This is a genomic window from Corallococcus sp. CA053C, assembly GCF_003611675.1.
In the GTDB taxonomy this organism is placed as follows: Bacteria; Myxococcota; Myxococcia; order Myxococcales; family Myxococcaceae; genus Corallococcus.
This window is the reverse complement of the sequence record NZ_RAWA01000148.1, coordinates 1-20346: the sequence shown is the minus strand read 5'-3', so window position 1 is coordinate 20346 and position 20346 is coordinate 1. Positions and strand designations below refer to the sequence as shown.

Genomic DNA, 20346 nt, shown 5'->3' with positions numbered 1-20346 from the left:
GGACAGGGGCGGTGCTCACGGCGACTCCGGTGGAGGGAAGGGTGACGGGCACGGGCGCCCGCTCGAGGTCGATCCAGTGGCGCTGCCGCTGGAAGGGATACGTCGGAAGGGTGACGCGCTGGCGCTGCTCGTCGGCGTGGAACGCATTCCAGTCCAGGGGGACACCCCGGCGCCAGAGCTGGCCCACGGCATTCAGGAGGGCGCTCCAGTCGGCCGCGTCGCCGCTGGACTCACCCAGGGAGGTGTACACCTTCACGCGCTGCTCGGCCGTGGCCTGCTGCCGCGCCAGCGTGGCGAGCGTCACGCGCGGGCCCACCTCCAACACCAGGTGGTCGCCCTTCTCCCAGAGCGTGCGCAGCGCGGGCGCGAAGCGGACCGTGTCGCGCAGGTGCCGCGCCCAGTATTCGGGGGAGGTCGCCTCGGAGGGCTTGAGCCAGGTGCCCGTCGCCGTGGAGACGATGGGGATGCGCGGCTCCGACAGGCGGATGCCCTTCACCGCTTCGAGGAAGGGCGCCACCGCGGCGTCCATCATCGGCGAGTGGAACGCGTGTGAGGTCTGGAGCAGCCGGCACGCGGCGCCTTCCGCCTCCAGCGTGGCCTGCAACCGCGCCACCGCCTCCGTGGGACCGGACACCACGCACAGGCGCGGCCCGTTGTCCGACGCGATGGCCAGTCCGTCCGTCAGCCGGGGCGCGAGCGCTTCGGCGGACAGGCGCACCGACAGCATGCTGCCCGGGGCCTGCGCCTGCATGAGCAGGCCGCGCTTCGCCACCAGGTGCAGCGCGTCCTCCAGCGTGAAGACGCCCGCGAGGCACGCGGCGACGAACTCGCCCACGCTGTGGCCCACGAGCGCGCCCGGCCGTACGCCCCAGCTCCACCAGAGCTGCGCGAGCGCGTACTCGACGGTGAAGAGGGCCGCCTGCGCGAACGACGTCTGGCGCAGCGCCTCGGCGGCCTCCGGTGATTCGGGGTGCTTCGGGAAGAGCACCTCGCGCAGGTCGCGCCCGAGCAGCGGCTTGAGCACCTCCGCGCACGCGTCCACCGTGGCGCGGAAGGCCGGCGCGTGGCGGTACAGCCCGTGCGCCATGTCGGGGTGCTGCGAGCCCTGACCGGGGAAGAGGAACGCGACGGCCGGGGTGGACTCCAGCGCGGTGGCTTCCGGCTCGGCCGCTGTCAGCGCCTTCACGGCCTCCTCGGTGGTTCCCGCCACCACGGCCCGCCGGAACGGGAACGCCCGTCGGCCGGTGGCCAGCGTGTGCGCCACGTCCGCGAGCGGCAGCTCCGGGTTCGCCTGGAGGTGCGTGGCCAGTTGCTTCGCCGCCTGCGTCAGCGCCGCGGGCGTCTTCGCCGACAGCAGCAGCACGTTGCGGGGCTTGGACGGACCGGAGCTGGGCCGCGCGGGGGCCTCCTCCACCACGACGTGCGCGTTGGTGCCGCCCACGCCGAAGGAGCTGACCCCGGCGCGAAGGGGCTCCGTGCCCACAGGCCACGCGGAGCGCTTGGACTGGACGAAGAAGGGGCTCCGCTCGAAGTCGATCTTCGGGTTGGGCGTCTGGAAGTGCAGCGTCGGCGGCAGCTCGCGGTGCTTCAGCGCGAGCACCGTCTTCAGGAGCCCCGCCACGCCCGCGGCGGCGGTGAGGTGGCCGAAGTTGCTCTTCACCGAACCGATGGCGCAGAAGCCCGTGTCCGCGGTCTGCGCGCGGAACGCCTGCGACAGCGCCTCCACCTCGATGGGGTCACCCAGCGGCGTCGCCGTGCCGTGCGCCTCCACGTAGCGGATGGTGCGCGGATCCACGCCCGCGTTCGCGTGCGCCATCGCGATGACGGTGGCCTGTCCCTCCACGCCCGGCGCCGCGAAGCTCATCTTCGCCGCGCCGTCGTTGTTGACGGCCACGCCGCGCAGCACCGCGTGGATGACGTCGCCGTCCGCCTGCGCGTCCGACAGGCGCTTGAGCACCACCGCGCCCACGCCGTCGCTGAAGAGGGTGCCCGTGGCGCTCGCGTCGAAGGGCCGGCAGTGCCCGTCCTGGGAGAGCATGCCGCCCTCCTGGTACAGGTGGCCGGACTTCTGCGGCACCGTCACCGCCGCGCCGCCCGCCAGCGCCACGTCGCACTGGTGCGTCTGCAGCGCCCAGAACGCCTGCGCCACCGCCACGAGCGACGTGGAGCACGCGGTGTTGAGCGACAGGGCCGGGCCGCGCAGGTCCAGCTTGTGCGCGACGCGCGTGGCCACGTAGTCCTTCTCGTTGGCCACCATCGCCTGGAAGGCGCCCACCTTCCCCACGATGTCCTGCCGGGGCTGGACGTGCAGCGGCTGGTAGCTGTTGTTGTGCGTGCCCGCGAAGACGCCGATGAGGCCCGGGTACGTCTCCGGTACGCAGCCGGCGGACTCCAGCGCGGACCACGCCGTCTCCAGGAAGAGGCGCTGCTGCGGATCCATCACCTGCGCCTCCTTCGGCATGATGCCGAAGAAGCCCGCGTCGAAGAGCTCCACGCCCTCCAGGATGCCGCGCGCGCGCACGTACTCGGGGGCTTCGCGCTCAGCCGCGGCGATGGACGGATCCACCTCCTCGCGCGCGAACGTCGTGACGGACTCCACCCCGCCCACGAGGTTCTTCCAGAACGTCTCCACGTCGGGCGCGCCCGGGAAGCGGCCCGCCATGCCGATGATGGCCACCGGCTCCGCGCCGCTCGTCCCCCCGGCCGCCTGCTGGCGCTTCGCCTTGCGCGCCTCCACCTGGTCCTTGAGCGAGGGACGGGACGTGTCCCCGGAGAGCACCGCCGCGAGCTGCGCCACCGTGGGCGACTGGAAGAGCTGGACGATGGGCAGCTCCAGCCCCTGCGCCTGCCGCAGCCGCGCCACGCACTGGAGCGCGAGCAGCGAGTTGCCGCCCAGCTCGAAGAAGCTGTCGTGGATGCCCACCCGGTCGATGCGCAAGAGCTGCGCCCACGCGTCCGCGATGGTCCGCTCCAGGGGCGAGCGGGGCGCGACGAAGGCCTGCTGCAATTCGGGCCGCGTGGGCAGCGGGGCGGGCAGGGCGCGCCGGTCGATCTTCCCGCTGGGCGTGCGCGGCAGGGCCTCCAGCACGACGAACGCGGAGGGCACCATGTAGTCCGGCACCCGCGTCTGGAGGTGACGGCGGAGCGCCCCGGCCGCGTGCTCCAGCGTGCCGTCCGGGACGACGTAGGCGACGAGCCGCTTGTCCCCGGGCACGTCCTCGCGCGCCACCACCGCCACCTGCTTCACCGCCGGGTGGCTGCCGAGCGCGACCTCGATCTCTCCCAGCTCGATGCGGTAGCCGCGCACCTTCACCTGGCCGTCGATGCGGCCCAGGAACTCCACGTTGCCGTCGGGCAGCACGCGCGCCAGGTCGCCCGTGCGGTACGCGCGCTCGCCGGTGCCGGGGCGCAGCGGGTGCGCCACGAAGCGCTCCGCCGTCAAGGCCTCGCGGTGCAGGTAGCCGCGCGCCAGGCACACGCCCGCGAGGTACAGCTCACCGGACTCTCCCTGCGGCACGGGCTGCTTCTGCTCGTCCAATACCAACAGCTCGCAGCCGTCCAATGCCTTTCCAATCGGCGGCAGCGCGGGCCAGGCCTCCGGGCTGCCCCGGAGCACGTAGCTGGAGACGACATGCGTCTCCGACGGGCCGTAGTGGTTGTGCAGCGCGCATCCCGGAAGCGCGGCGAAGAAGGCGCGCAGGTGGTGCGTCACCTGGAGCTGCTCGCCCGCGGTCACCACCTCGCGCAGGGACGGCGGCACCTTCTGGTGCGAGGTGGCGATCTCCGCCAGGTTCTGCAGCGCGATGAACGGCAGGAACAGCCGCTCCACGCGCTCGTCCGCCAGCAGCTGCAACAACAGCACGGCGTCCAGCCGCAGCGCGTCCCGCACCAGCACCAGCGTGCCGCCGGAGCACCAGGTGCCGAACAGCTCCTGGAACGACACGTCGAACGACAGCGGGGAGAACTGCAGCGTGCGCGTGCCCGGTCCCGCCACCGACTGGCCCAGCTGCCACGTGATGAGGTTCCCGAGCGGCCCGTGTCCCATCGCCACGCCCTTGGGCGTGCCCGTGGAGCCGGACGTGTAGATGGCGTAGGCCAACCCCTCCAGGCTCGATGCGTCCACCGCGGAGGCCGGGGCCTCCGGCGCGAAGAGGGCGGGGGATTCATCCAGGCACAGCACCGGGCCCGCGAAGGGCGGCAGGCCCGCGCGCAGCTTCGCCTGGGTCAGCAACACCGGCGCCCGGGCATCCTCCAGCATGAAAGCCAGACGCGGCGCGGGGTAGGCCGGATCCAATGGCAGGTACGCGCCACCCGCCTTGAGCACGGCGAGCACCGCCACCACCATCTCCGCCGAGCGCTCCAGGCACACGCCCACGAGCACGTCCGTGCTGACGCCCAGTCCTCGCAGGTGGTGGGCCAGCTGGTTCGAGCGACGGTCCAACGCCGCGTACGTCAGCCCCGCGCCCTCGAAGCGGACAGCTTCGGCCTCCGGTGTGCGAGCCGCCTGCTCCGCGAAGCGCGCCACCACTGTCTGCCTGACCGCTTCATCCACGGACATAACCCCCAGGGACATCCGATTTTCCGAATCCAAGCGCATGAACTGTAGAGGCAAGGATTGCCCGACCAATGCGGCCCGGGAGCATGCCACGTCTGTACAGGAATCAACGGTCCTGGTCTGATTCCTTGCTGGCAAGCGGGCCCCAGGCCGCCTCCTGGCAGGCTTTTCAGAGAAAGCGCGAGAAGAAGGCCAGCACCCGGCGTGGATATTCCTCCGGAGCGGCCTGGAGGTAGTCCCCGTGGCCCGCGCGGGGCACGCGCCACTTCTCCCAGGGGCCCTGGCCCTGCCGCAGCAGGTCCTCCAGCGAGGACTCCGGCACCCAGGGGTCCTCCGCCCCCGCGATCAGCAGGACGGGGCGGCCTGTCAGCGCGGCCATGTCCCGGGCTGGCTGGACGGCGTTCACGTCCACCCCCGCGCGCCTCATCACCTCCAGCGCCGGCCACAGGCCCAGGGGGCCCCAATGACCCAGTTCGTCCTGGAGCGCCTGTGCGGGCGCGACCGCCGCGGCCTCCACCACCACCGCCTTGAAGCGCGGGTCGGCCGCCGCCGCCTTCAGGACCGAGTACCCCCCCAGCGAGAACCCGAGCGCCCCGATGCGCCGGGCATCCACCTCCGGTTGGAGGGCCGCGAAGTCCAGCGCCCCCACCACCTGGGTCGCCTCGCGGTCGCCGTAGGTGGACACCGTCCCGGCGCTCTGCCCATGCGCGCCCAGGTCGAAGAGCACCAGCCCGTAGCCGGCCTCCGCGAGGAACCGGGCCTCGGGCAGCAGCTGGGTGCGGTTGCCCGTCAGGCCATGGACCAGGATGACGAGCGCCCCGTTCTTCGGCGGCAGGTACCAGCCCTTGAGCTGGAGCCCCGTCCTGTCGTTGAACGCCACGTCGCGCAGCCCTGCGAACACCGCGTCCTCCGGAGGCCGGTCCACGGGCCGACGCGGCGGGTAGACCTCTGACGCGATGTAGCGCGCGCTGCGCACCGCGACCCAGGCCGCCAGCGCCAGCAGCGCTGCAATGCCTAGCAGCAGCCCGGTGATGAGCAGGCGCTTCATGCCGCTCCCTGAGCCCCCGCCATCCACGCGTCGAGCTTCGCCTCCAGCACGTCCAGCGGCAGCGAGCCCGTCAGCAGCACCTGATCATGGAACGCCTTCACGTCGAAGCGCGCGCCCAGCGTGGCCTCCGCCCGCGCGCGCAGGGCGGTGATGCGCAGCTGGCCGACCTTGTACGCCAGCGCCTGTCCGGGCCACGCGATGTAGCGGTCCACCTCGTTGGTGACGTCCAGCTCCTGGCGCGGGGCGTTCTCCATGAAGAAGTCCAGCGCCTGCCGCCGCGTCCACCGCTTCGCGTGCAGGCCGGTGTCCACCACCAGCCGCACCGCGCGCCACATCTCGAAGGCGAGCTGGCCGAACTTGTCGTGCGGGTCGTCGTACAACCCCAGCTCATCCCCCAGGGTCTCGCAGTACAGCGCCCAGCCTTCGTCAAACGCCACGTAGGACGTGAAGCGGCGGAACTCCGGCAGCTGCGTCTGTTCCGACGCGAGGGCCACCTGGAAGTGATGGCCCGGCACGGCCTCGTGCAGCGTCAGGGGCACCATCTCCCAGACGGGGCGCGTCTCCGGCCGGTAGAGGTTCACCTGGAAGGTGCCCGGGCGCGAGCCGTCCGCGGCGGCGGGGAAGTAGAAGCCTGTCGTCACGTCCGGGGCCATCGCCTCCGGGATGGGTTCGACGACGTAGGGCTTCTTCGGCATCGTCCGGAACAGCCGCTCCAGCAGCGGATCAATGCGCTTCGCCAGGGCCCGGTAGCGCGCGAGCAATGACTCGCCGGTGGGCTCGTAGAAGCGCGTCTCCGTGCGCAGTGATTCGAAGAAGCCCTGCAGCGTGCCGGTGAAGCCCGTCTGGGCCATCACGCGTGACATCTCCGCGCGCAGCCGCTGGACCTCTTGCAGCCCCACCGCGTGGATCTCCTCCGGGGTCATCCGCGTCGTCGTGTGCCGGCGCGCGAGGACCGTGTACAGCGCCTCGCCGTCCGGGAACTGCCACACGCCCACCGTCTCCGGGGCGGCGGGCAGGTACTCCGTCTGGAGGAAGCCCAGCGCGCGCTGGAGCGCCGGCACCACGCTGTTCATGATGGCGGCGCGGCCCGCCTCCGCCAGTCGCCGAGCGTCCGCGTCGGGCACGTCCTTCGGGAAGCGGGTGAAGGGCGAATAGAAGCCGCTCTTCGTAGGGTCGGAGACGATTTGCCGCTCCAGCTGCGGCGGGATGCGCTGGAGCACGATGCGCGGGTGGATGCGGTGCTGGCGCAGGCCCTCGCGCATCAGCGCCACCACCTGATCCGCGTAGGTGCCGAACCCCTCCAGCCGCTTCACCCAGTCCTCGTAGTCCTGGACTGTCTCGAAGCGGAGCATGTCCGCCAGTTGGTACGCCGTCTGGAGTCCCGGCGGCTGCTTGAGCCCCTCTGGCAGGCCGCCCAGCTGGTTGAGGGGCAAGAGGTGGCTCTTCACCCCGTACTCCTCCACCCACGTCTCGTGCATCCGCCGGAACAGGTCCAGGTGGAGCCGGTCCGCGTCGTCATCCAGCGCGGCGCGGTCCAGGCGGGCGAGCCTGGCCAGCACGTCGTGGCTGTGCCGGTGATCCGCCTCCAGCGCCGCGAGCCCCAGGTCGTCCCACCGGTCGTTCCAGCGCCGATCCCCCAACAGCGAGGCATAGGTCGGGTACTGCTGGAGTGAGTACTGCCACTCCGCTTCCAGCAACGCGTGCAGCGCGGCGGAGGCGCCGCCGCGCGGGGAGGGGGACTCGACGGACATGGGTGGACTCCGGAAGGGGGACCGCGACTACACGAACAGCGTCGGATCGAACTCGTCCACGTTGACCGGCAGGATGCGGGGCAGGGGACGCTGGAAGACGCGGGCGTTGAGCTCCAGGTCGACGATCTTCAGGCCCGACGGGACGAGCTCCCGGAAGCGCTGGCTCACGTACTCGCGCAACCCCAGCACGGCCACCTGGCGCTTCTCCTCCAAGAGCGGCTTGAGCGCCTCCGCGAAGTCCGCGCCGTCATGGCTCGCGAGGCCCACCGCCGCCCCCGGGCGCTGCGTGCGGATGTTCTCCAGCAGCTTGAGGATGCCCAGGTCCACGACCTTCTGATCCGGCCGGCCGTGCAGCAGCGCGACCTCGCAGCCCGCGGACTTCAGGGCGCGCACGAAGCCAATCATCGCGTCCGGCAGCTGCTCCCCGCGTGCGTTGAGCACCACCACGCAGCGCACCGGCTTGGGGAAGTAGGTGTCGCAGAAGGCGATGAGCCGGTCGAACTGCACCCGGTCCCCGGGCTCGGGCTTGCGGCCCACGATGTTGGAGACGGCCCAGTCGACGTTCTCGGCGTCGATGAGCACGTAGGAGGCGGCGGCTGGACGAACGGAATTCATGGTGGGGACAATACGCGGGCCGCTGGCCGTTGGGAGGGGCTTCTTCAACCCACCCGGATCCGTTGGAACTCCTCGACCAACAATTCGGAAACACGCCGCACGCGGGGAATATCCAGCGCGGACCGTGCGCAAACGAGGTGCGTCTGGCTCCGGGCGAAGGCCCCCAGGTCCATTTCCAACGGCACGAGCCGGGTCGTGCGTTTGAAGCGGTGCGGCATGCGCGGGAGCACCATCGCGCCCAGCCCGGCCTCGGCCGCCGCGAGCAGCACCAGGTAGTTGTCCGCGGTGAATGACGGCGTGAAGCCGGGGATGAGCGACTCCAGCTGGGGGTTGGGAGGCACCGTGTCGAACGGGGGCGCCCAGGCCACCCAGGGCAGCTCCTGGAGCGTCACCTTCCTGGGCAGCCGGGCCTTGAGCTCCTTGGAGACGAAGACGCCGTTGACGACGTCCAGCGTGTCCACGCGCTTGAGGTCGGGCGTCGCTGGGGGGCGGGCACGCAGCGCGAGGTCCGCCTCGCCGCGTCCCAGGTCCAGGTACTGCACCTGGGACTGCACCTCCAGCCGCAGGCCCGGGTGCTTGCGGGCGACGAACGCCGCGAAGGGGGCCAGGAAGTCGGCGCTCATGTAGGGCGTGCCCGTCACCCGCACGATGCCCCGGGGCGAGTGGTCCGTGGCCTCCGCCGCGCGGTGCAGCTCGCCGGCCCACTCCGCCATCTTCTTCGCGGGCACCACCCACCGCTCGCCCGCCGCGGTCAGCGCCGCGCCGTCCACGCTCCTTCGGAACAGCGCCGCGCCCACCGCGTACTCCAGCGCGGCCAGCCTGCGGCTCACCGTGGGCTGTCCGATGCGCAGCCGCCGCGCGGCCCCGCTGAAGCTGCCCGTCTCCGCGATGGCGAGAAACAGCCGGGCGTCGTCCCAGGAGATATCCATGAATGGATGGCATCATGCCGTCTTGGCGGCTTCCCATCCACTGGCGCATCCCGCATGGTGCGGCCTGTTCCGAAGGCCCGGGCCCGTCCCGGCAAGGAGTTCCGCCATGAAGTCCGTCCTGCTCGCGCTCTGCCTCACCGTGGTCGGCACCGGCTGCGCCACCACGTCCCACGACTTCCAGAAGTCCGCGCTCGGCGTGTCGAAGCCGGCGGCGGCGCTGCTCGCGGAGCTGGACGTGCCAGGGCCGGTGGAGCTGGAGTCCGTCACCGCGTGCGACTGGGCGGTGGAGCGCGGCGGCCTCATCAACCTGGACCACCCCACGGCGAAGGCCGCGCACCTGGAGGACGGGGACGAGCCCGTGCAGGTCTTCTTCCACGCGCTGCGCCACCCGACGCAGGGGCTGTTCATCGTGGACACCGGCGTGGAGACGGCGATGCGGGACGCGCCGGACCGCTCGGCGATGCGGGGCCTCGTGGCGAGCGCGATGCACCTGGAGAAGATGAAGGTGCACCAGCCACTGGGCGAGTGGCTGGCGCGCCAGCCGCAGGCGTTGAAGGGCGTCTTCCTCACGCACCTGCACCCGGATCACATCACGGGCATGGCGGATGTCCCGGCGGGGACGCCCGTGTTCACCGGCCCGGGTGAGGCGTCCAAGCGCGCCTTCGTGAACCTGGTGGTGCAGGGCGCCGTGGACCGCGCGCTGGAGGGCAAGCCGGCGCTGTCGGAGTGGAGCTACACGGAGGATGCCCAGGGCCTCTTCGACGGCGCGGTGGACGTGTTCGGGGACGGGTCGGTGTGGGCGCTCTGGGTGCCGGGGCACACGCCGGGCAGCACCGCGTACCTGGTGCGCTCCACGAAGGGGCCGGTGCTGCTGCTGGGCGACGCCAGCCACACGCGCTGGGGCTGGGAGCACGACGTGGAGCCGGGCACCTTCACCCAGGACGGGCCGCGCAGCGTGGTGAGCTTCAAGAAGCTGCGCGCGTTCGTCGCGGCGCATCCCGCGGTGCAGGTGCGCTTCGGCCACCAGCACTGAGCTTCAGTGCGGAGCCCCGGAACGCGCGGCGGTAGGCGAGGGGGCTGGTGGCGACGAAGCGTTGGAAGTGTTCGCGGAAGGAGGTCGCGGATCCGAAGCCCACCTTCGCGGCGATGGACTCCACGGACTGGCCCGTGGTCTCCAGCAGGTGCTGGGCGCGGCGCACGCGGGCGCGGAGCAGCCACTGGAGGGGCGTGGTGCCCGTCTGTTCCCGGAAGCGGCGGCTCAAGGTGCGCTCGCTCATCGCCGCGCGCCGTGCCAGGGATTGCAGCGTGAGGGGCTTGTGGAGGTGGTCCTCCATCCACCGCAGCACGGGCTCCAGCGAGGCGCCTTCCAGTGATGGCGGCACGTGTGTGATGAACTGGGATTGGCCGCCGTCGCGCTCCAGCGGCATGACGGCCATCCGGGCCGCGTCGGCCGCCACCGCGGCGCCGTGGTCGCGCCGCACCAGGTGGAGGCAGAGGTCGAGCCCCGCCGCGGCGCCCGCGGACGTCAGGAACTGCCCGTTGTCGACATAGAGGACGTCGGGGTCCACCTGGATGGCCGGGTGGCGACGGGCCAGCTCCTCCGCGGCCAGCCAGTGGGTCGTCGCGCGCAGGCCGTCGAGCAGCCCCGTGGAGGCCAGGAGGAAAGCGCCGGAGCAGATGGACGCGATGCGCGCGCCCCGGGCCGCCGCCGCGCGGACCGCGCTCACGAGCCGTGGCGGGACGGGGACGGAGAGGTCCGCGATGCCGGGCAGCACGATGGTGTCCGCCCGTGCCAGCTCCCGCAGGCCGTAGCGGGTCTTGAGCTGGAAGGACCCTGCGTGGACCTCGGGCGTCACGCCGCAGACCCGGACCTGATAGCCGGCGCCCCCGCCGGGCAGCCGGACCCGGTCGAAGACCTCGCACGGTACCGAGAGGTCGAAGGGAACGACTCCATCCAGCGCGACGATGGCGACGACGTGCATGGCGGGAAGATGCCAGTCTGACGGGTTTCCGCCAAGCGGACCCTGTGGCGGGAAGTCGTCGAAGATTGGCGTTTCCGCCACTCACGTCCCTGAGAGGGCCCATGCCATACGGGCCTGGATGGCGATGGGCGCCATCTGGTTCCGGAAGGTGGCGGGTGCTGCTCTACCGTGTCCTGCTGCTGTGCAAGTTCGTCGGCGTGGTGCTCTATGGGGGCGGGCTCATCGGGGCGCTGGTGGCCACGAGCTCCGCGGACCGCAAGCGCGCGGTGCACACCATCGCGTCGCCGGGGCTGGTGGTGACGTGGACGGCCGGCTACTTCCTCACGCTCCAGCTCAACGTCGCGCTGACGGAGCCGTGGATCCTGGGAGGGCTGTCCCTGTCGCTGGTGTCACAGCTCGCGCTCGTCGCCATGGCCACGCGAGAGCGGCGCACGGGGGTGGGGGTGTTGCTGGCGGCCGTTCCCTTCTTCCTGGTGTTGGTGCTGATGATCTTCCGGCCGCGCTGGCCCGGGGTGGACACATGAGCGCGCTGCGACAGCTTCGGCTCATCGCCTTCCTGGAGGGGCTGTCCTTCCTGGGGTTGCTCTTCATCGCGATGCCGGTGAAGTACCTGCTGGGGCAGCCCGTGGCGGTGCGCATCGCGGGCAGCGTCCACGGGCTCCTGTTCCTGCTCTTCGTGTCCTCGCTGTTCCGCGCCGCCGCGGAGCACGAGTGGCCGGCGCGGCGCTCACTGGCGGCGTTCGGGGCGTCGCTGGTGCCCTTCGGGACGTTCGTGCTGGACCGCGCGCTCAAGCGTGAACAGGAAGAGACGCGGGGCTGAGCGGTCCCAGGTCCACACGCATCAGTCCTGCGTGAGCTCCAGGTTCATCACGACCTTGCCTTGCCGGGCCTTCTGCACGGCACGCAACCAGTCCGCCCAGACGGCAGGGTTCACGGGCTCGCCATCGTCCAGCAGCGACATGCTGCCCAGGAGGCCACCCAGATCGTCCGAAGCGGTCGTTTGATAGAGCGCCTTCAGGTACTCAAACATCGCCGCATAGGCCTCTTTGACCGAAAGCGTCTCTTCCATGGCGACCTCAAGGCCTGGACGGAGCGGACAGCCCCATCTGGGAGTTGTAGTTGCGTGGCACCTGATTCAGCCCACCCAGGATCAGTTCCCATGTGAGCATCGGGTTGATCACTCAATTCGGGTCTGCATCCAAGAGGCTCAGACGGGCGGTCTGGTGTCCTGTCTCGCGCTGACGCTAGGCTCTCGCGAGCAGCCGAACTGTCGGTCTTTCTGGAGGTGACGACCATGCCTCAACCTGTCTCCAATCCCCCCCCTCAGGGCCTGCCGGCGACGGGGCGTTGGATGCGCACGCGCGGGTTCCGCTGGCCCTTCCTGGTGGCCGCGGTCGTGCTGGCACTGCTAGCCACCCTGGGCGCCTTTCTCCAGCCGCTCTGGCCGGATTCGGAGAACACACCCACCGGGTGGGACGCTTGGCTCTACCCGCGCGAGAGCAATTCCTGGATGCGCGTGGCCCATGGCGTGGGCGATGTCTCTGGGAAATATCCAGCCATCAACGACATGGTTCCTGCAGGCGGAAGGGTCTACCTCGCGCTCGACAATGGCAAAGTGGCGTGGTCCGGCGACCAGGGACTGCACTGGCACCCGACCAGACTCCCAGAGGCTGTCGTTCCGGTGGCCCTCGCCTTCCGCGATGAGCAGCGCGGGTACGCGGCCACGCGGGCAGGCCGAATCTTCTGGACGGAAGATGGGGGGGCGAAATGGGTCGAAATTCCCTCAACCCAGCCAGCGCCTGACGTCCAGGTGCTGGCCGCAGCGAATGATGACTCTCTTTGGATGGCCTCGTCAAACAAGGTTTGGCGACGCGCCCACGACGGTCAATGGCAATCTATTCTATTCACCAGTGCTCTCTTCTCCAGTTTATTGTCTCCGAGCCGCTTGGTCGTCTCAGGGGATGCAAGCCGCGCATGGGTGACCTCGTATCGCGATTCCGTCGAACTCCGCTTCGAGGAAGGTCGGCTGTCGGTTCAGACGGGGGCGCTGAGGGGCACACCCTCTCGCGGAGTCTTCAATCCCAAGCGGGCATGGTCCGTGACGATCAGAAACGCCTACCGGCTTGAAGAAGGAACGCAGACTCCGATCTTCAAAGTCTCCGGCGATGAGTCTCTTGTTGATATCCAATTCCTTGCGGATGGCCGACGTGGCTGGATCTTGGGGGCAAAGGGACTCCTTCGCAAGACCGACGATGGGGGGCTTCACTGGTCCGAACCATGGGCCGTGGGTGCAAGCGAACCGGTCCAATTCTGGATGTCGGAAGCGGGCGATACAGGCTGGATCCGCGATGCGGACCACTCACTCTGGTATTCACAAGACGGAGGGCTGACTTGGTCGTGCCGGCTGGCGCGCTCTCGTGCCATTTCATCTTCCTTGCTGGTAAAGCAGGGGGCTGAGCTCTGGGCAGGCACCTCCACGGGAGCGCTCCTGCATTCCACGAACGGTGGCACCGAGTGGGAGTCGACGCGCCTGGATGGCGCGATTCGCTGGCTCGGCGCCTCAGCGGACGAGCGAAGCCTGTTCGCCCTCACGAGCCGAGGGCTCTGGCGTGCCGTCGATGACAAAGGGTGGCGAAAGCTCCGGGATGGAGACTTCTACGTTGCGTTCGTCGCTCCGGACCAGCGGACAATCAACCTGCTCCCCTCAGGACTGCAAGCCGCCGAGGTCTCGCGGGACGACGGAACAAATTGGACCCGGGTGCAGTTCGCTACCTGGGGAATCCGCAATCGATACATCGCCGGGCTGGCATCCCAAAGCGGCTCGGTGAGCGCGGCAGGTGACGTGGAGTTCTTCTCGCGTGGAGTGGAAGTCCCACAGACGCCAATCCTCGTCTGGTCGAGCCAGGGCCCGCTCATGCCAGAGGAATGGCAGGACCTCGCCCAAAGAACAGTCGATGCTCCCTTCAACCGAAGCAGGCTTTCAATCAGTTCTCAGTTCCCTGAGGACAGCGCCGCCATCGCCTATTTCGTTTCGGCCTCGGGCCAGACATGGGCCCTGGGCTCGAAGGGGCAGCTTTTCAGCAAGACGAACAGCGGTGTCACCTGGACGCCGCATGCCACGGGAACGACCGCCACGCTGAACTCGATTCGCGTGGCACCCAGTGGACAGCGGGCCTGGCTCTTCGGCGACGAGAATGTCGTCCGAACAAGTCAAGATGGCGGAAGGAACTGGGAAGGCGTCGACAACCGAGTGTCTCCAGCCCGATGGTATTGGCTTTGCTGGGCAGGAGTCGCGCTGCTCGTCTGGGGAGGGCTCGCTTCTCCGCACTCCGCTTCGCAAACAGATCCTGTCGATGCCGTGGCGAATTTGCTTGTCACCGATAGCCCCATTGAACACCCAGGGCAGGACCGGCTTGGCATCCAGGCCCTCGTGCTTGGCCTGTCGAACTTCATCCGCAATACCCGCACTCAACCTCCCCTCACCATCGCGGTGACGGGCGAGTGGGGAACGGGAAAGAGTTCCGTACTGAATCTGCTGCGCACAAACCTGGTCGGTCTCGGATTCCGTCCCGTGAGCTTCAATGCCTGGCACCATCAGCAAGAGGACAACCTGCTGGCAGCGCTCTATGCCAGCATTATTTCGCAGAGCGTCCCGAACTTTCCCAGCCTGGATGGACTCGACTTCCGCTGGCGGCTCTTCGTGCAACGCAGTGGGAGCAAGCTGTTCTATCTGTTTCCACTGCTGGCGCTGCTTGTCTGCACCGGCTCTTTCTTCCTGTTCCATGAGGGGAGGATCCAGGAAGCCACCGCCTGGATGGAAGCGCTGCCCACGCGCCTCCACGAAGCCCTCCCGAGCGCCAAAATAGATGGCGCCGCTGCGGAGGCTGCCGAGAGTTCTAGCCTGGACGTACTGGCATGGTCTGCCCTCGTCACCACTCTGACGAGCCTACTTTTGCTGGCCCGCCAGTCCGTGGCGAGCCTCCGCGCGTTCGGCGTAGATCCCGCGCGACTGGTGGCCTCGCTCAAGGGCAGCGTCCAGATGAAGGACCACCGTGAGCGGGTGAGCTTCCAGTCTCGCTTCGCGAAGGACTTCCAGGACGTCACCCAGGCGCTCGGGATGAAACCGCTGGTGATCTTGATCGATGACCTCGACCGGTGCACCCCCGAGAATGCGATGAAGGTGCTCGAGGCAATCAACTTCCTGGTGTCCTCGGGCCATTGCTTTGTGGTGATGGCCATCTCTCGGAGGGTGATTGAGGAGTACGTGGCCATGCACCTCAAGGACATCGCCGATGCCATGCTGCCCCCCGGGTTGCCGCGTCCCGAGGCGCACGGCGTGCCGCCCTCATCCGAGGAGAGCCAGCGCCGCGAGGCGCGGCTTGCCCATGCGCGTCACTACCTGGAAAAGCTCATCAACATTGAGATGCCCGTTCCCGCGCTCACCGACGCTCAGGCCGAGCAGCTCACGCAGGATCGCACGGGGGACGAAGGTGTGGCAGAGCTGGGGGTTTGGCACGAGCGCCGAAGGCTGAGCATGCTGGCCCTGGCTCTCCTGTTGATGGGCATGGCCGCAGTGGCGGGGGCACGCGTCCCGGACCTGTTCCCCCAACGGCCTCACCTCGTGATGGCGCCTGTGTCCACTCCACTCGGCGCGTCGCAGCTTCCGAAGCCAGCGGTTCCCGAAAAGCCCCCGAAGACGACGCCCGAGCCCGAGTCACCCAACGCCTTCGCCAGGATGTACGAACTGCCCGAGCAGAAGACGCCTAGCCAATGGGTCATTCAGGAGGCGCAGCCTGGGGCGATGCGCCCCTGGATGGCTCTAGCGCTCGGAGGCGCGGTCATCCTGCTGTGGCTTTGGCGCATGCGCCAGCAGTACTCCCTGGTGGTTGTCGAAGACTCCAAGGTGTTCACTTTGGCCATGGACGTTTGGCGGCCGGTGATCAGGCTCGGTCATCCAACGCCCCGCTCGGTGAAGCGCTTCCTGAACCGTGTGCGTTTTCTCGCGATGTGTCGGCGAGCCGTAGAAGGATCCACCGTGCAGGGACCCATCAGTCCACCGCCAGAGCGAGGTCCGTTGATTCCCGCCTTCATCCGGTGGCTGCGCAGGTTGCCTGCTCCAAGCTCCGGAGGGGCCCCCTCCACCCAACCCGCCCGAGGTCATGAACATGTTCTTGTCACCCTCGCTGCGCTGCGGGACGTCGTCGGCTCAGATGCAATCCAGAACGAGGGCCTCTATCGCGCGTTGTCGCGCCAGGACTCCAGATACCAGGGAATCTTGATTCCCCCAATTGCCCATCAGTGCTGGGGTCGATACGCCAAGGAGTTCGGTGATCAGCCTCTTCCGGAAGCCGAGCGACAGGCTTTCGCAAAGCTGTCCGGCGCACTCAAGACTTAGCGCGATGCTTCTGAGGGAGGTGGGCGCGCGGACGCGTGGGTGAAGGGCTCGCTGGTGGTGGCGGCTCCCTGTTTCAGCGAATGTGCCGCCTCGGCTGACCTGCCGGGCTGCTGCGCGGTGGCCTCTTGTCCTGCGTCAAACGCGATGCGCTCGTTGTTGCTGGCATTCGCCGAATCCAGGAAGGTGAACTGAACGGTCCCAGGTCCACAGCATCACGACCTCGTGCCCTTCCGCGAGCGCCCGCGCGTCGGCGTGGGGGCCTGGGCCTTCGCTTCCTGGAAGGCGCTGGAGATGAAGTCGACGAAGACGCGGACGCGCGGCGATAGGTGCCGGCGCTCCGGATAGACGACGTACGGGTCCGGCGCGGGCGTGTGCACGGTGGTGAGCAGGGGCTGGAGCTGGCCTTGGCCCAGGGCCTGCGCGGGGACGAACTCCGGCAGGTGCGCGATGCCCACGCCCTGGAGCGCCATCGCCAGCAGCGCTTCGTTGTTGTCGGAAGCGAAGGGCCCGGGCACGTCCACCTGTCTTCCATCCAGCCTCCACGGGACGCGCTTTCCGTCGCGCAGGTACACCAGACACGCGTGGCGCTGGAGGTCCGCCACCGTGCGCGGCGTGCCGTGCCTCCTCAGGTACCCAGGCGCGGCGCAGATGACCGAGCGCACGTCTCCCAGGCGCTTGCGGATCAACCTCACATCCGCCGTCTCCCCCATGCGCAACCCCACGTCCACGCGCTCCTCCACCAGGTCGATGAACCGGTCGGTGAGCCCCAGCTCGCACTGCACCTGCGGGTACGCCGCCATGAACGCCGGGAGCCTGGGCACCAGCCAGTAGCGGCCCAGGTCCATGGGCGCGGTGATGCGCAGGGGGCCCTTCGGGCCATGCGACTCACGCAGCTCTCCCTGCGCGGCTTCCAGCTCCGCCACGATGCGCTGGCCCCGCTCGAAGAGGGACAGCCCCTCCGGGGTCGGCTGGAGCGTGCGGGTGCCTCGCTGGAGGAGCAGGACTCCCAGGCGGCCTTCCAGGCGGGCCACCGTCTTGCTGACCGCGGAAGGGGACACCCCGAGCGCTCGCGCCGCCGCGCTGAAGCTGCCGGTCTCGAGCGTGCGCACGAAGGCGCCCAGCCCCGCGAGGGGCTCCTGGAGGAGGGTCATTCGCGAACTCTAGGAACAGGTGGTGTGCCCTACAAGCCACTACTCCTCCAGCGCGGAACAATGCAGGTTGTGAAGCCTCTCACAGGAGCGGTTCATGAAAGTCTTTGTACTGGGCGCGACGGGCTACATCGGCGGGTCGGTGGCGGCGGGATTGATGGCGGCGGGACACCAGGTGCTGGGCACCGCCCGGACCCCGGAGCGCGCGCGGGCGCTGGAGGCCCGGGGCATCACGGCCACCGTCGCTTCGTTCGACGACGAGGCCGTGCTGACGCGGCTGGCGAAGGAAGCGGACGCCGTCATCAACGCGGCGTCGGCGGACGAGCGCAGGCCGGTGGAGGTGCTGATCGCCGCGCTGAAGGGGACGGGCAAGCGCTTCATCCACACCAGCGGCTCCAGCATCGTCTCCACCGACACGGGCGGCGAACTCGCGACGCCGGTGTACGACGAGGACTCGCCCTTCGACTCCGCCCCGGAGAAGGTGGCCCGCAACGCGCTGGACCGCCGGGTGCTGGACGCCGCGAAGGAGGGCATCCACACGAACGTCATCTGCCCGTGCCTCATCTACGGCCAGGGCCTGGGCCTCAACCCGGACAGCGTCCAATTGCCCGTGCTGACCAAACACGCCCGTGAGACGGGCACGGCGCGCTACATCGGCAAGGGCGAGAACGTCTGGTCCAACGTGCACATCGAGGACCTGGTGGACCTCTACCTCCTGGTGCTGGATCGCGCGCCGGCCGGAACGTTCTTCTTCGCGGAGAACGCCGAGGCGAACTTCCGCGACATGGTGGGCGCGATCGGCAAGCGCTTCAACCTGCCCACCGGGAGCCTCCCGGTGTCGGAGGCGGAGGCGCTCTGGGGCGCGGAGATGGCGCGCCTGGGGCTCGCGTCCAACAGCCGCGTCCGCGCGAAGCGGGCCCGGGCGCTGGGCTGGAAGCCGCACCGGCCTTCGGTGTTCGACGTCCTCGCGGGAACGAAGTAGCCGATGGGGAAGACAGCGGGAAGGCCGCGAACCGCACGGCCTTCCCGCCTTCACGCGGTGCTCAGTCCGCCAGCATGAAGCCCAGCTTGTACTTCTGCGCCAGCGCCGGGAAGCCGCGCGTCACGGCGTCCTGGACGTAGCCGGGCAGGTTGGGGAACACGTAGTCCCGCTCGGCGGTGGTGTTGAGCCCCAGCCACGAGGCCAGCGTGAAGCCGTACTGCTCCACCGACAGCGTGGGAATCCAGCGGCCCTTGTCGTCCGTGGAGCCGTCGAGCGTGCCGGTGAGGTCCAGGTTCGGGAAGGTGCCGTAGAGCTTCCTGCCCGCCACGCGGTTGCCCATCACCAGCGCGTGTCCGCCCCAGGCGTGGTCCGTCCCCCGGTCGGAGTTCTCCCGCAGCGTGCGGCTGAAGTCGCTCATCGTGAAGAGCGTGGACTGCGGCGCGTTCGCACCGAAGGCCGGGTCCAGCTCCAGCAGGTTCATGGCCTGCTGGAACGCATCCAGCCCGTAATCGAGCTGCGCGAGCAGCTCCGGCTGATCCACGTCCTGGTTCTGGTGCGTGTCGAAGGAGCCGAAGCCCACGGAGAACACCTGCCGCTTGAGGCCCAGGCCGCCGGTGGCCGCCGGGATGGCCCCCGCCACCAGGTCGCGCACCACCTGGTACAGCTGGAGGTGCAGCGTCCAGCGGTCCTTGCCCGTGGGCGTCACGAAGAGCGCGTCGATGGTCGCGCGGGTCCCTGAGGCAACCTGGTTCCACGCGGCGTCGCGCGCTTCGGCGCGGGCGCGGGCGAACGTCTGGGCCGTGCCGAAGACGCCCGCGTAGGAAGCCTCCAGCGCCACGCTGTCCTGGAGGCCCATCACGTCCTGGAGCGCCTGCTCCTGGAGCAGGTCGAACGCCGAGGCCGGCGTGGCCGTGGTGCGGAACGCGAGCGTGCCGTCCGCCGCGACCATCAGCGGCTTGCGCGTGCCGCCCACCGAGAAGCGCTGCTTGCCGCCGAAGGACGTCACCTCCGGGTAGTCCGGCGGCGTGCTGGTGTTGAGCACGTGGAGCTTGTCCGCCGCGCGCCCGCCCCAGCCCGTCACCTTGAGGTCGCTGGTGACGGTGCTGCTGGTGGGGTTCGCCAGCGCGCTCGCCCAGGCGTCCTGCTGATCACTGTGCGAGAAGAGGTTCTCCGGCACGGCCGCATTCGCCGTGTAGTCCGCCTTGGTGAGCGGCAGCACCATGGGCCCCACGTTGCACACGAAGGCGGCGCGGCCCTGCTCGAAGTGGTCGCGCACCTTCGTCAGCGACGGGTGCAGGCCGTAGGCGCCGGCGGCGAGCCCCGTCGGGTTGATGGTGAGCAGCTGGTCCAACGTGAGGCCCAGGTTGGGCCGGGCGTCCAGGTACTGCGAATAGGGATTGCCCAGGCGCGGGACGAGCACGTTGTTGCTGTCATTGCCGCCCAGCAGGAAGACGCAGACGGCGACGCGGGAGCCGGCGTAGCCGTTCAGGGTGGCCGCGTTCGCGCTGCCCATCCAGCGGGGGAGGGTGGCGGCGGCGGCGAGGAAGCCCAGGCTGCCGGTGGCGCCTCGGAGGAACTGGCGTCGGGTGGTGGTCATGGGATTACCGCTGCACCTGGAAGGAGGGAGAGAGCGAGGTGAGGTAGAGGGCCAGCTTCTTCTTGCGCAGCGCCGCCCCCGAGTCCGGATCCGCGAGCGCGCTCAGCAGGCGCTGCTCGAGCGCCGGCGCCATCGTGCCGTGCAGCCAGTAGCGGCCCAGCCAGGCGACGAGCGCCGCGTCCTCGGACGGCAGCAGGTTGTAGTCCACCGTGATGCCCGCGTTGACGGGGATGGACGTGTAGAGGAACTCGTGGACGAAGTTGGCGCGCGCCGTGACGGTCGCCGTGTCGAGGATGGCGAACTCGGGGCCGAGCAGTCCGTCGGCGTCGGGGGCGGGCGCGTTG

General features: G+C 69.5%; 14 protein-coding genes and 1 pseudogene. 5 read left to right on the top strand and 10 right to left on the bottom strand.

Annotated features, from left to right (window positions below; all coding sequences use genetic code 11):
* The 5 genes from D7V97_RS20300 to D7V97_RS20280 all read right to left on the bottom strand — a co-directional run.
* Nucleotides 1–4573: polyketide synthase (locus D7V97_RS20300; protein ID WP_158623414.1), on the bottom strand; the 4573-nt coding region annotated here is incomplete at its 3' end.
* Nucleotides 4574–4724: 151 nt separating this feature from the next.
* Nucleotides 4725–5603: an alpha/beta hydrolase gene (locus D7V97_RS20295; RefSeq protein ID WP_120612300.1), complete on the bottom strand. Its 879-nt coding sequence runs from the start codon at nucleotides 5601–5603 to the stop codon at nucleotides 4725–4727.
* Nucleotides 5600–7354 carry a DUF885 family protein gene (locus D7V97_RS20290; protein ID WP_120612299.1) on the bottom strand — a complete coding sequence of 585 codons (1755 nt, stop codon included), beginning with the start codon at nucleotides 7352–7354 and terminating at the stop codon, nucleotides 5600–5602. Before D7V97_RS20290 ends, D7V97_RS20295 begins: the two co-directional genes overlap by 4 nt.
* Nucleotides 7355–7381: 27 nt before the next feature.
* Nucleotides 7382–7969, bottom strand: a complete 588-nt coding sequence (locus D7V97_RS20285; protein ID WP_120612298.1) for an NYN domain-containing protein — start codon at nucleotides 7967–7969, stop codon at nucleotides 7382–7384.
* Between the two features lie 44 nt (nucleotides 7970–8013).
* Entirely contained in the window at nucleotides 8014–8898 is an 885-nt protein-coding gene (locus D7V97_RS20280) for a LysR family transcriptional regulator (protein ID WP_120612297.1), read from the bottom strand.
* 106 nt (nucleotides 8899–9004) lie between these two features.
* On the opposite strand from D7V97_RS20280, the gene D7V97_RS20275 reads away from it, so the two are divergent.
* Nucleotides 9005–9931, top strand: coding sequence for an MBL fold metallo-hydrolase (locus tag D7V97_RS20275; protein ID WP_120612296.1), 927 nt, complete (start codon nucleotides 9005–9007; stop codon nucleotides 9929–9931).
* On the opposite strand, the gene D7V97_RS20270 is transcribed toward D7V97_RS20275, so the two are convergent.
* Nucleotides 9864–10880, bottom strand: coding sequence for a GlxA family transcriptional regulator (locus D7V97_RS20270; RefSeq protein WP_120612295.1), 1017 nt, complete (start codon nucleotides 10878–10880; stop codon nucleotides 9864–9866). The genes D7V97_RS20275 and D7V97_RS20270 overlap by 68 nt on opposite strands.
* A 155-nt stretch (nucleotides 10881–11035) precedes the next feature.
* Here D7V97_RS20270 and D7V97_RS20265 point away from each other — a divergent pair, with 155 nt between their 5' ends.
* Together D7V97_RS20265 and D7V97_RS20260 are read left to right on the top strand one after the other, a co-directional pair.
* On the top strand, nucleotides 11036–11404 hold the full coding sequence (locus D7V97_RS20265) for a hypothetical protein (RefSeq protein WP_120612294.1): 369 nt from the start codon (nucleotides 11036–11038) through the stop codon (nucleotides 11402–11404).
* On the top strand, nucleotides 11401–11700 hold the full coding sequence (locus tag D7V97_RS20260) for a DUF3817 domain-containing protein (protein WP_120612293.1): 300 nt from the start codon (nucleotides 11401–11403) through the stop codon (nucleotides 11698–11700). The genes D7V97_RS20265 and D7V97_RS20260 overlap by 4 nt, the downstream gene beginning before the upstream one ends.
* A 21-nt stretch (nucleotides 11701–11721) precedes the next feature.
* Here D7V97_RS20260 and D7V97_RS20255 read toward each other — a convergent pair whose 3' ends face one another.
* Nucleotides 11722–11949: a hypothetical protein gene (locus tag D7V97_RS20255; RefSeq protein ID WP_120612292.1), complete on the bottom strand. Its 228-nt coding sequence runs from the start codon at nucleotides 11947–11949 to the stop codon at nucleotides 11722–11724.
* Between the two features lie 225 nt (nucleotides 11950–12174).
* Here D7V97_RS20255 and D7V97_RS20250 point away from each other — a divergent pair, with 225 nt between their 5' ends.
* Complete coding sequence (locus tag D7V97_RS20250) at nucleotides 12175–16275, top strand: P-loop NTPase fold protein (RefSeq protein ID WP_120612291.1); 4101 nt, start codon at nucleotides 12175–12177, stop codon at nucleotides 16273–16275.
* Between the two features lie 212 nt (nucleotides 16276–16487).
* Here the strand turns inward: D7V97_RS20250 and D7V97_RS20245 are convergent, their stop codons facing one another.
* The gene (locus D7V97_RS20245; RefSeq protein ID WP_120612290.1) at nucleotides 16488–17426 is read right to left on the bottom strand and encodes a LysR family transcriptional regulator; all 939 of its coding nucleotides are present in this window, start codon (nucleotides 17424–17426) and stop codon (nucleotides 16488–16490) included.
* Nucleotides 17427–17520: 94 nt separating this feature from the next.
* On the opposite strand from D7V97_RS20245, the gene D7V97_RS20240 reads away from it, so the two are divergent.
* Nucleotides 17521–18405: an NAD-dependent epimerase/dehydratase family protein gene (locus tag D7V97_RS20240; RefSeq protein ID WP_120612289.1), complete on the top strand. Its 885-nt coding sequence runs from the start codon at nucleotides 17521–17523 to the stop codon at nucleotides 18403–18405.
* 61 nt (nucleotides 18406–18466) lie between these two features.
* Here the strand turns inward: D7V97_RS20240 and D7V97_RS20235 are convergent, their stop codons facing one another.
* Both D7V97_RS20235 and D7V97_RS44730 read right to left on the bottom strand, forming a co-directional pair.
* The gene (locus tag D7V97_RS20235; protein ID WP_120612288.1) at nucleotides 18467–20002 is read right to left on the bottom strand and encodes a DUF1501 domain-containing protein; all 1536 of its coding nucleotides are present in this window, start codon (nucleotides 20000–20002) and stop codon (nucleotides 18467–18469) included.
* Nucleotides 20003–20006: 4 nt separating this feature from the next.
* Nucleotides 20007–20346: pseudogene (locus tag D7V97_RS44730) on the bottom strand (DUF1800 domain-containing protein); the annotation flags it as partial.